At 58.4% G+C, this 7,966-nt stretch carries 10 protein-coding genes; 3 read left to right on the top strand and 7 right to left on the bottom strand.

The window, feature by feature from the left end; translation table 11 throughout:
- Positions 1 to 63 precede the first annotated feature (63 nt).
- From VL197_15495 to VL197_15485, 3 genes are read left to right on the top strand one after another with little or no spacing between them, the layout of a single operon-like run.
- Positions 64 to 1,149, top strand: a complete 1,086-nt coding sequence (locus VL197_15495; GenBank protein ID HUJ19388.1) for a phosphotransferase — start codon at positions 64 to 66, stop codon at positions 1,147 to 1,149.
- Positions 1,146 to 1,673 (top strand): adenylyl-sulfate kinase, encoded by a 528-nt coding sequence (locus VL197_15490; GenBank protein HUJ19387.1) that lies wholly within the window; start codon positions 1,146 to 1,148, stop codon positions 1,671 to 1,673. Before VL197_15495 ends, VL197_15490 begins: the two co-directional genes overlap by 4 nt.
- A gap of 32 nt (positions 1,674 to 1,705) precedes the next feature.
- Complete coding sequence (locus VL197_15485; GenBank protein HUJ19386.1) at positions 1,706 to 2,188, top strand: hypothetical protein; 483 nt, start codon at positions 1,706 to 1,708, stop codon at positions 2,186 to 2,188.
- A gap of 78 nt (positions 2,189 to 2,266) precedes the next feature.
- Here VL197_15485 and VL197_15480 read toward each other — a convergent pair whose 3' ends face one another.
- The 7 genes from VL197_15480 to VL197_15450 all read right to left on the bottom strand — a co-directional run.
- Complete coding sequence (locus tag VL197_15480) at positions 2,267 to 3,613, bottom strand: sigma-70 family RNA polymerase sigma factor (GenBank protein ID HUJ19385.1); 1,347 nt, start codon at positions 3,611 to 3,613, stop codon at positions 2,267 to 2,269.
- Positions 3,614 to 4,232: 619 nt separating this feature from the next.
- The gene (locus tag VL197_15475) at positions 4,233 to 4,982 is read right to left on the bottom strand and encodes a response regulator (protein ID HUJ19384.1); all 750 of its coding nucleotides are present in this window, start codon (positions 4,980 to 4,982) and stop codon (positions 4,233 to 4,235) included.
- 141 nt (positions 4,983 to 5,123) lie between these two features.
- Complete coding sequence (locus VL197_15470) at positions 5,124 to 5,447, bottom strand: hypothetical protein (GenBank protein HUJ19383.1); 324 nt, start codon at positions 5,445 to 5,447, stop codon at positions 5,124 to 5,126.
- An 18-nt stretch (positions 5,448 to 5,465) separates the two neighbouring features.
- Positions 5,466 to 5,981, bottom strand: a complete 516-nt coding sequence (locus tag VL197_15465; protein ID HUJ19382.1) for a glycine/sarcosine/betaine reductase selenoprotein B family protein — start codon at positions 5,979 to 5,981, stop codon at positions 5,466 to 5,468.
- Between the two features lie 123 nt (positions 5,982 to 6,104).
- Positions 6,105 to 6,926, bottom strand: coding sequence for a PilZ domain-containing protein (locus VL197_15460; protein ID HUJ19381.1), 822 nt, complete (start codon positions 6,924 to 6,926; stop codon positions 6,105 to 6,107).
- Between the two features lie 363 nt (positions 6,927 to 7,289).
- Positions 7,290 to 7,556: a hypothetical protein gene (locus VL197_15455; GenBank protein HUJ19380.1), complete on the bottom strand. Its 267-nt coding sequence runs from the start codon at positions 7,554 to 7,556 to the stop codon at positions 7,290 to 7,292.
- Positions 7,557 to 7,849: 293 nt separating this feature from the next.
- Positions 7,850 to 7,966, bottom strand: a 117-nt coding sequence (locus VL197_15450) for a 4Fe-4S binding protein (GenBank protein ID HUJ19379.1), incomplete at its 5' end; no start/stop codon positions are given.

The raw sequence follows: 7,966 nt of genomic DNA, 5'->3' as shown, positions 1-7,966 counted from the left end.
GTTTCATGCTACAATTGAAACCAGCGATCCTGTCATCGAGCATTCCCGCTCTCCGGGGAGACCATGGCACCCATAAGCATCCAGGCCCTCACCGAATACCTCTCATCACTCTACCAGAGACCGGTGCGCGTCCGCTCCCTGACGGGCCACGGCGCCCAGGAAGAGGGTGACGACCTGAAGGGCTTCGGGTACGGGTCCCCGCTTTTCATCGAATATGAGGTCGACGGCAAAGGCAAGAAGGCCGTACTCGAGACCATGGCGCCCTCACCCTATGGTCATGACCACTTCTCGGACCGCGCCCAGTCCATCCTCTGGGAGCATACCGCCTTCAACGAGCTTCCGCGCCATGTGCGGTCCATCGACAGCGGCGCGTTCCTCGATTCCGGTGTGATGATCTCGACCGGCGGGGCGAAAGAGTTCTTCCTGCTCACGGAGTTCGTGGAGGGCGCCGGCTATTTCAAGGACCTGGAGCGGATCAGGGACGGCGGCGCGGCCGCGAAGCTGGACTTTCAGCGCACCGTTGCCCTGTCGGACTATGTGGCGGAGGTCCACGCCCGGAAAATTGCCGCACCCGGGTTGTACACCCGGCGCATCCGGGACCTGATCGGCCACGGTGAATGCCTCATGGGGGTCATCGATAATTATCCGAGGGCCTTCCCCTCCATCGACCCACGGCTCCTGCAGAGGATCGAGAGCACCTGCGTCGACTGGCGCTGGCGGATCAAGGACCGCGGGCATCGCCTCTGCCAGGTGCACGGCGACTTCCATCCCTGGAACGTCCTGTTCCGGAAAGGCGTCGACTTCACCGTGCTCGACCGCTCCCGTGGCGAATGGGGCGATCCCGCTGACGACATCGCGACGATGACCATCAATTACCTTTTCTTCTCACTCCAGCGTTCCGGGCGGCTCGAGGGTGACTTCGAGCGGATGTTCCACCTGTTCTGGGACACCTACCTGGCCCGGACGAAGGATGATGAAATGCTCGAGGTCATCGCCCCGTTCTATGCCTGGCGGGGACTGGTCATCGCGAGCCCCGTCTGGTATCCCCACCTCGCGGAACCCGTTCGCCGCTCCATCTTCGCCTTCATCGAAAATGTGCTCGGCAGCGCTCGGTTCGAGCCGCGAGACGTGCCGAGGTACCTGGCATGAGCAACAAAGAAGGATTTGCGGTCTGGATCACCGGGATCCCGGCTGCGGGCAAGAGCGCGGTGACCCGCGAGCTCGCGAACAGGCTCAGGGAGCGCGGGCTGCCGATCGTTGTGCTCGAATCGGACGAACTGAGGAAGATCCTCACGCCGGAACCGGTCTATACCGGGGATGAACGTGACCGGTTCTACGGTCAGTTGGCCCGGATCGGGGAACTCATCGTCAGGGGCGGGGCGAATGTCATATTCGATGCCACGGCCAACAAGCGTGCATACCGTGACCGGGCCCGGGAACGCATTCACCGCTTCGTCGAGGTGTATGTGGATTGCCCCCGGGAGGTATGCGTGCAGAGGGACCCCAAGGGTATTTATGCGCAGGCGGCACTGGGAACAGCCTCGTCCGTACCGGGACTGCAAACTCCCTACGAGGCGCCGGTGAAGCCGGACGTTATCGTGGACGGCCGGAATGACCCGGCGGAGAATGCATCCCTTATTTTAGCCCATCTCAAACAGCGTTTGTCAGTATAAACAGTTCTTTTCCCCCTATTTGCGAAACTCATTTGACTGACACGGACTCCTCCATTACAATCCCCGCCATGGGTAAAAAAGTGACCTATGAACGGTGGATCAACCTGTTTTTGCCCGACGGCTGGAACGAGCGGGAAGAAATGGGTTTTGTGCTCCTTGAAAAGGACGGCTGGCCAGGGATGATGCAGCTTTCATTCATCGAGCGGGAAGAGACCAGGAACTCGCCGGTTGACGCGGCAAGAAACTACCTTGAAGACGCCATGGAAGAGCGCGATGTGCCCTTCCCCCGGGAGGCCGTGAAGGTCGAAAAGCGGGGAGAAATGGGAATAGCGACCCTGGACTATACTTTCAAGGAGAAGGAAGAGGCGACTCACTGGCGGGTCTGGTTCCTCGTGGACAAGACGCGGGCGATCATGGCCGCCTATGTGTCCAATCCCGAGCAAGATAAACCTCATCTCGACGAGGCTACGCGCATCATATCCGACATCGAGTTCATCATGAACACCAACGATTAGCCCACTCACGCCGTAAAAAAGAACAGGCTGCCGATTACCACATCGGCGCCCTGTTCTTTTTCACTTGCTCCCGTCCCCCTAGACGTACTCCCGCAGCATTCTGCTCCGTGCTGGATGACGCAGTTTCTTAAGCGCCTTGATCTCGATCTGGCGGATCCGCTCCCGCGTCAGGTTGAAAAACTTGCCCACTTCCTCCAGCGTATGCTCCGTCCCGAGTCCTATGCCGAAGCGCATCCTGATGATCTTCTCCTCGCGTTCGGTCAGCGAGGAGAGCACTTCTTCAATGCGGTTCGACGCCTCGTTGTTTTCCAGCGTCTTGAAGGGAGAAATAGACTTCTCGTCGATGATCACGTCCTTCAGTTCTTTTTCCTCGGACAGGATCGGCGTCTCCAGGGACACGGGCTCCTGGATCGCCCGGAGGATCTCGTTCACGCGCGTCACCGACAGGCCCATGAGCTTGGAGACCTCTTCGGGGCTCGGCTCCCTCCCCTTTTCGCGCATGAACTTCGTGTAGATCCTGCTGATCCGGGTGCTCTCCTCGATCAGGTGAACGGGAAGCCGGATGGTGCGGGCCTGGTCAAGGATCGCGCGGGTGATGCGCTGCCTGATCCACCACGTCGAATAGGTGCTGAACTTGGTCCCCTTTCCTGACTCGTACCGGTCTGCCGCCTTCATCAGACCGATATTCCCCTCCTGGATGAGGTCCAGGAGCGTGAGCCCCCGGTTCACGTATTTCTTGGCGATTGACACCACGAGCCTCAGGTTGGCCTTGATCAGTTCGTCCTTGGCGACCTTGACCTTTGCGTCCTCCTGCTCGATGCGGAAGATCATCTCCCTGAGCGAAGGCTCGTCCATCCCCAGCTTGTCCATCTCCAGGGTGATCCCTTTGTCCACCTGCCTCCCGATTGCGATGATCCTTTTCAGCATCTTTTCGATCTCACGGAAGGAAATGCTCATCGAGAGGAGCGTTGCAACCGCGCGGTCCATATCGCGCCTCGCCACCTGGCGTTTCAGCCGGTTGTACAGACGCATGAAATCCGCCTCATAGGACTCCTTCCATTCACCGGGATAGCGCAGCACGTCAAGAGCCTTCACCTGGCCCTGCTTGATGTTGGCCCCCAGCGCCAGCACCCTCGGAATGGCCAGGGGAGACGTGAGTGCTATCCGTTTGAGCTCGACCTTGCCTTCCTCGAGGATCCGCACATATTCATGCTCCTCATCGATCTTGAGCATGGGGAACCGTCCGACGGACTTGAGATAGGTATCAACGAGATCGGCTCCGCCAACCTCCTCCACAGCCTCGGCCACTTCGACCGGCGTCGGCTCGGCTTCCTCTTCTTCATCGAGGTCTTCAGCCAGTTCACCCAGAACTTCGTCTGGCACTCCCTCAACAAAACCGCCCTCTTTTTCTTCTCCAAATGCCATTGCTCTCGCCTCTCCTGGCTTTCATCTTTCTCAATTCAATTATAGTATAGCAAATACAGAATGTGCGTCAAACAGTTATTTGAAAATGGCAATGATTTTATCGCTCTCTTATTTCGTCAAAAGGTATTCGCCCTGCTTCTATCGCAGTACGACACCGTAGTCGGAGCGAAGTTGAACACCCGGCAACCCGGTCTTCCCGATCGAGCCCGTTATCAGGATATCCGCCTAAATTGCTCCGCCTCCTTAATCAAGACATTTCCTATCTTGTATAGAGTATAGCAGAATCCGGAGCGCCAATGGGAAAAAGGTTTTACGGAAATAAGGCCACGTGGAAGGAAAACCCGCTCCTGATAAGAGTGGACCACCCCGGGCCCGGAAGACGACAACAGGGACCCGTGATCCTGCGCCATCTCATGGTTCTTAGCCGGGGTCACCGTTTTTTCGGCATCATGCCGATGCTCTTTTTATGAATGATCTTCTCGGAAAGTGGGAACTATCTTCTGTCAAGGAGAGACCGCGAAGGGTTTGAGCAATAGACGGCAGAGCGGTGTTTGCCATGTCCGGGCAGATCCGGGAACAGGGCTTGACAATCGTCGAAATAACCGGCACAGTCCGTGGCTCAGGGCTCCCGCATGGTGAGCGGCATACCTTCCATGAGCCGCTCAAGAATGAAATCCTTGATCGCATCACGGTCTTCCGGCTGTATCCGCGAAAAAATGACGCCCATGCCCGGCTGCTTTCCGCCGCTCACGCCTTCATGTCGGTAGATGACCTTGCCTTCGAAGGTGATGCTGCCCTCCTGTCCCCCCAAAAAAAGCGTGTACGGCAGCACCGTGCCGAAAAGGAGCGGCTTCTGTGTGTACACGTACATGCCGTTCTCGGAAATGGCCGTGACCTTTTCCCGTGACACCACGTGGCCGGGAATGCCCTCTTTCCCCACGATGACATCAAGAAAGGTGGTAAGCCGGACGTACTGTCGCGGCGTTGTCTCCGTGACCTTCTGAATGGCCTCATAGAGATGGTTGTGATGCGCCGGCTGCAGGAGATAAGCGGTAGCTCCGGCCTGCTGGCTGAGCTGCCGGTAGACCGGGTCCTTGACGGTCGTATACATGATGACCGGCACATTCGTCGTCCGCTGGTCCTTCCTGACATGCTTCACCAGGTCGATGCCGTTCATCTTCGGCAGATGGATCTCGCTCAGCACCACCCTTGGAACCGTCATTTGCAGGATCAACAGCGCGTCCTCGGCTGACTTGACGGGAAAGAAGTGATATTCCAGATGCTGGAGAATGGTGCTTGTGCGAAGCTGGCTGACGCAGTCAGCGTCAACCGAGAGGATGAGCGACTTTGTTCGTTCCTGGGTCTCCATGATGCCTCCTGGGTTCGGCTTGCTCCGGACTATTCCAGACGCCAGAGGTCCGGATTGAACGAACACAAAAAATCATTGTATCGATTGTAACGGAACAATGACAGGGAGTCAAGGCGCGCTTTGTGCCCGGTGACGAGGCACTCATCCTGACGGCTTCCTGGACCATCCCTTTCGGCACGGCTTCAGGACGACTTCGATGTCCTTGTCGTCGTAGCGCTCACGCCTCCAGCGGTATGGCAGGTCTCTGATCTCTCCCGGCCGGTCGATGGTGCAGAGCGCGCGAAAGGCCTCCGCAAGCACGACGCGTTGCTGGGCCGTATTGAATGGCTCTCCCAGGGGATGGCCGAAGGGCCAGTGAAGGTACACGGTCCTGGGGGGCTTGACCTTGGCGGAATACTCCCGCACGATCGAGATCCCGATCGTCGGGATCCCCGTGCGCTCGATCTCCCGCTGGATCAGCCCCACGGACTGATTGCAGATGCCTCAGCCGGGTGTGAGAAGCACGGCGTCGACGCCGTCCTGCTTCAAAAGCCGGGCAGTCTCGGGCGCGGTCTTGCTGGCAAGCGTCAGGATGTGCGCACCGGTTATGTGGCCCATGAAGCTGTAATTCCTCACGGCAAGGGCCCCGATGACGCCCCCTGCCGCGAGCTCACGCATGCGCTCGACGGGAAAGACAATGTTCCTGTCGCGGTCCGCATCAGCGTGGTCGTAATAATCGTGGGTGATCATAAGGCTGTCAGGAGGACGGTTCAGGTCAATGACGCGGTAGGAAGGGTCGCCATCCCTATCGTTCATGTTGAACGGCTGCTGGTCCCGGTGGTGAACGCCTGCGGTAGTGACCAGCGCCACGATGCACCGCGACAGCGGCTTCGTGAACGGCGTCCAGGGGATGTCTTCCGATTCCCAGGGAGTATAGGATGCAACGAAGCGCTTTGCCAACGACGGCACGCGGGTGATGACGCGGGCGATCAACTGGTTCTTTATCCTGCTCCAGTGCATTGTCACTCGACTCTCAGATAGACATGGTGATCAAACGGAAGGATCATGCTGCACAGCAGAAACGCGTACAATGCTCACTTCAGAGGCCCTCCGGCTCTCGATGGGCTTTCGGAAGAGCCCGTACTATGCCGAGCCGGCGGTTTCCCCGCTCCGCTCGACCGGGCCCTGCAATCCTGCCTGATGCCCCGCCAGTACCCTGTCCACGTACCCCTGGATCAGCTCCCGCCCCTGAACAGGCAGCGTTTTGAAGATAAGGCCCATCCCGGCGTGCGGCACCGAATACCGCACCATCGCGCTGGTGGTCACCACTCCGGTCAGGATCGGAAAGGACACGGTCACCTCGGAACCTTCCGGTATCGTATGCGCCGTCAGCACGAACATGCCGCTTTCGCTGATGTCCACGCTTTTCCCGTGGATACGGTCGCCGATCGTGACCATGCCGGCAAAAGAGACCCGGGGGTGCTGGCGCATCGTTTCGATGTTCCTGACATCGATCCCCAGCTCCTGCACGCGCGCTGCAAGAGCCGTCAGGTGGTCACGGAACCCCTGGCCAAGCGTCGTGAGCAGCTGCCGGATATCCGGGTTCGAGCAGCGAAGCGCCGCCACGACGTACAGCTCCACCATACTGGACTCGATCAGGTAGCATTGTATCAGGATCTCATTGACCTTGTCGCGCGGCAAGGTCATGACCACGGAAACGCAGTCCATCGCCTGCTTGAAGTCGCTGAACTCGAGGTCGACCTCGCCGAAGTCCGACGGCCGGGAGCGGACCATCCCTTTATGTACACCCGCCATTCGGGCAAGGCTGCGCTCTTCCTCCCCCAGGCCGCCAAACAGCTCGGAGAGGGCGCGGTCTCCGCTGAACTCCTTTTGAAGGCGCTCATACATCCCCGCTACCTTCGTTTCAAGCTGCTCAATCAGGTCCAACGCCTTGACAGCATCCATGGGAGACCCCTCCTTCGCCTGCCGTCCTCCCTGACGCAGGGATTCTCATTCAAAGTCTACCGAAACGGCGCCGAACTGTCAATGAAACTGATGGAGAATGGGGTTCCTCGGACAGTGCTCCAGCAGATCCGTGCCCCGTTGTCTTTTGTCAACCCCGCAGGTGCGGCCGGAGAGAAGAGCGTATAAAACGGCCACTGCATTCCCGAGCAATATCGGACCGCGGAAAGAGTGAGGTATGACCTCCGCTCTGCCAACCATTCGGGAGAGTTCGGTCTCTCCCGCGCCGACGTATCCAGGCATAAAAAAATCCGGACAGGATGGAACCCCGTCCGGATCCGGCATGGCCTAAGCGTATTGCCAGCCCTATGCTGCCTTGGTGTGGAAAGACCGGATCATCTCGGGCGTGATCTGACCGATCTCTACGATCCGTGCCTTATTGAGCAGGAAACTCGGGACCAGTCTGCGTGCTTCTCCTTCGGTCTTCACGTCAGCAATCACGTAGCCGGTATGGTCCCCAGCAATGCAGCCGAAGTAATACTTTTTGAGCACATCCGGCCCCATAGCCAGCTGTTCGTCGAGCGCCTTCAGGCACTCTTCCTTCGTATGGGGTGACTCAACCAGATATGGCATAAAACACCTCCTTCACCTATGGTGGTACAGTTGACGCTCCATCGAGGAATGCCGCCATCCTCGATTCAACGATAACACCGCATACGCAAACTGTCAATGAACTCTTGCTGCGCCCCTTCCCGCGGCGGCGAACGCGGCAGGACCAAAGGGGCGGGCTCCTGCTTGAGGTACGGATAACCGGTTGCATCCGGAGACAAAAAGCCCGTCAGGTCTTGTACTGACAGGCTTTTTCGCGTTCGTTCACTTTTATCGCGGTACTCTTTTTATTTGTTCATCCGCAGATGAAACGGTCCCTACACGTTCTCCTTCATCTCCCACACGCCGCAGGGGCAGATCCCCGCGCAGAAGCCGCAGCCGATGCACTTGGATTCGTCCACCGCGTACTCGAAGGACTTGTTCGGGAGCTTCTT

The sequence above is a fragment of the Nitrospirota bacterium genome (assembly GCA_035516965.1).
Lineage (GTDB): Bacteria > Nitrospirota > UBA9217 > UBA9217 > UBA9217 > MHEA01.
This window is presented reverse-complemented; position numbering and strand designations above follow the sequence as displayed.

Excerpts from the sequence above, each read along its gene's own strand:
- VL197_15460 (HUJ19381.1), bottom strand. The coding sequence starts at position 6,926 with ATGGATGCTGTCAAGGCGTTGGACCTGATTGAGCAGCTTGAAACGAAG.
- VL197_15455 (HUJ19380.1), bottom strand. The coding sequence starts at position 7,556 with ATGCCATATCTGGTTGAGTCACCCCATACGAAGGAAGAGTGCCTGAAG.
- VL197_15465 (HUJ19382.1), bottom strand. The coding sequence starts at position 5,981 with ATGCACTGGAGCAGGATAAAGAACCAGTTGATCGCCCGCGTCATCACC.
- VL197_15490 (HUJ19387.1), top strand. The coding sequence starts at position 1,146 with ATGAGCAACAAAGAAGGATTTGCGGTCTGGATCACCGGGATCCCGGCT.
- VL197_15475 (HUJ19384.1), bottom strand. The coding sequence starts at position 4,982 with ATGGAGACCCAGGAACGAACAAAGTCGCTCATCCTCTCGGTTGACGCT.
- VL197_15480 (HUJ19385.1), bottom strand. The coding sequence starts at position 3,613 with ATGGCATTTGGAGAAGAAAAAGAGGGCGGTTTTGTTGAGGGAGTGCCA.
- VL197_15495 (HUJ19388.1), top strand. The coding sequence starts at position 64 with ATGGCACCCATAAGCATCCAGGCCCTCACCGAATACCTCTCATCACTC.